The sequence below is a fragment of the Bradyrhizobium sp. genome (assembly GCF_035273305.1).
In the GTDB taxonomy this organism is placed as follows: Bacteria; Pseudomonadota; Alphaproteobacteria; order Rhizobiales; family Xanthobacteraceae; genus Bradyrhizobium.
Genome location: NZ_DATEPI010000249.1, coordinates 1 through 2458 on the forward strand (window position 1 = coordinate 1; position 2458 = coordinate 2458).

The following is a 2458-nucleotide window of genomic DNA, read 5'->3' on the forward strand; positions in this document are numbered from 1 at the left end:
GATGACGATCAGGCGTTCGAGTTTGGCGGTGAGCGGATCGCGTGGCTCGTCCAGCGCGGGGAAGAGTTCGGGTTGCCGCCCGATCCAGGCTCCGACGTATCGCTTTGGCGGTTCGGTCACGCTGGCATCCATCAATGGCGAAAAGACAAATCAAAGATCTCATTCGGAGATAAAGCGGCACTACAAAGACGTCAAGCTAGAATACGATGCAACAACTTAAGTTTATGCCATTACACATCCAAGAATAACGCCAATATCTATGGGTTGTTCTTGAACCGTCAGCGTCGAGAATTTCGCAAAAGGCTCTCAGAGCAAGCCTATACAACATTTCCCGGTAATCGGGGCAAAACCCTAGTACAGCTCGCCGGAAGAACGAACCCCATTTTGACGGCCGGTTACGCAGCGAGCGGCTTGCCAGTCATGGTCCACTTGAACGGCTTGGCGAGGGTGCGGTTGAAGTAGGCGATGAAGGCTTCGATGCGCGCCTTCAGGTCCTGCTTGGAGGTGAAGCTGGCACGGCGCAGCAGCTTGCGCACGAGGATGGAGAACCAGATCTCGATCTGGTTGAGCCAGGAGGCGTGCTTGGGCGTGAAATGAAAGCAGATGCGGTGGCTGGGATCGCGCAGGAACGCCTCGCGGCTGGCCATTGAGGCCAGCACGCCGGACTTGCCCTTCTCGCCGAGATCGCCGTCGATCCCGCACAGATCAGCGACCAAGCGGACCACGCCTTCCGAGACGTGCGTGTTGAGATTGTCCGCGATCACGCGCCATTTCGTGGTCGAGGTGCCGACTGCGAACACGCTTTGCAGGAAGCTGACGTAGTCTTGCTCGGTGCGGGTGTCGCCGACGGTGCCGATGACTTTACCGCTGACCACATCGAACGCGGCGATCAGCGTTTGGGTGCCGTGGCGGATGTACTCGAACTCGCGCCGGGCCACCTTGCCAGGCTGCATCGGCAGGTCCGGCGCGGCACGCTCCAGCGCCTGCACGCCGGTCATCTCATCGATCGACACCGTGCGGATGTCCTGCTGCGCCACCGCGGGCGCGTCGTGGTAGACGGTGCAGATATCGGCGCACTTGGTCTCGAACTCAGGATCCGGCTTGGGCGTCAGCCAGCCGCGCACGCGATGCGGCTTGAGGTCGCCACCTTTTTAAAAACCGCCCGACCAAGCCGTGCGAGATGCTGTCGACAATGCCGCGCCTGACGGCTTCGCGGGCCAGTTCGCTCTGGCTCCAGTGGCTGAGCGGCAGATCGCTCTGCTCGGGTGGTTCGCAAGACAGCGCCATGATCGCGCAGATCTGCTCGGGCGTGAAGGTCGCCGGCGCCCCCGGTCGGGCCGCATCCGCAAGCCGCGCCGTCACCGGTGCATCGGCTGCGTTGGCCAGCCAGCAGGCGCGCCAGTGGCGCACCGTCTTCGGCCAGACGCCAAGCTGGCGGGCGATCTCGCGCACCCCCGTCCCCGCCGCCGAGCGCAGGATCATCTCGGCCCGTTCGGCCAGCTTGCGCGGCGTCTTGTGCGCCCGGGCGAGCCGTTGCAACGCCTCCGCCTGCGCAGCGGTCAAAGTGATCGGGGCGGCAGACAGACGGGGCATGCGCAGGGCTCCAGCGAATCAGGGAAGGCGTCAGCGGTTGCCCTGCCATATCCAGACCGCCCCTGACTCGTGAGAACCGCTCCCGGCAGCACTCGGTCATGGCGATTGCCGCCAGACTGTGGCAGGTCAGACTCACCCGCGCCGGGTCATCCGCTAACGGAGTCGGCACTTCCGGCGAGGTGTACTAGGGCCTGTTGACAATTACGCCGGTTCTTTTGGTCCGACCCTGAGCCCCCACCTCTGCCTTTTAGCAAGGGAGAGGTTTGTGGATCGAGAAAGGTTCGTTGTCAGCGACCCCGTCTGGGAGAAGATCGAAGCTCTATTGCCGGGTAGGAAATCGGATCGTGGCGTGACGGCGAAGGACAACCGGCTATTTCTCGAAGCCGTGCTGTGGCGTGTCCGGGCGGGATTGCCCTGGCGTGACTTGCCGGCCGAGTTCGGCCATTGGAACAGCGTGTTCACGCGGTTTCGCCGCTGGGTACGGGCGAAGGTTTTTGACCGCATCTTCCAGGCCTTGTCCGGAGAACCGGATTTCGAATACGCGATGATCGATGGCACGATCGTCACCGTCCATCAAAAGGCAAGCGGCGCAAGAGGCGGCGCTGAGAAGAATGCCATCGGACGCTCGCGAGGCGGTCTGACGACCAAAATCGTCGCGCTGGTCGACGCCTTGGGCAACCTCGTCCGCTTCGTCCTGCTGCCGGGGCAGCGCCACGATAGCGTGGGGGTTGCTCCGCTCATCGAAGGCGTCAGCTTCGATGCCTTGCTGAGGGACAAGGCATTTGACACTGATTGGCTGCGGGCGGAGCTCGACGATCGGGGTGCCGCCGCGGTCATTCCGCCCAGATCGAACCGCAAGGTGATG

Annotated in this window: 3 protein-coding genes; 1 reads left to right on the forward strand and 2 read right to left on the reverse strand. The window is 62.8% G+C overall.

Annotated elements, in window-relative coordinates:
- Positions 1–395 precede the first annotated feature (395 nt).
- Complete coding sequence (locus tag VJV58_RS16750; protein WP_324138481.1) at positions 396–1124, reverse strand: transposase; 729 nt, start codon at positions 1122–1124, stop codon at positions 396–398.
- Complete coding sequence (locus VJV58_RS16755; RefSeq protein WP_324138482.1) at positions 1090–1593, reverse strand: helix-turn-helix domain-containing protein; 504 nt, start codon at positions 1591–1593, stop codon at positions 1090–1092. The genes VJV58_RS16750 and VJV58_RS16755 overlap by 35 nt, the downstream gene beginning before the upstream one ends.
- A 265-nt stretch (positions 1594–1858) precedes the next feature.
- On the opposite strand from VJV58_RS16755, the gene VJV58_RS16760 reads away from it, so the two are divergent.
- A partial coding sequence (locus VJV58_RS16760; RefSeq protein ID WP_324138483.1) for an IS5 family transposase occupies positions 1859–2458 on the forward strand: 600 nt, incomplete at its 3' end.

Excerpts from the sequence above, each read along its gene's own strand:
- VJV58_RS16755 (WP_324138482.1), bottom strand. The coding sequence starts at position 1,593 with ATGCCCCGTCTGTCTGCCGCCCCGATCACTTTGACCGCTGCGCAGGCG.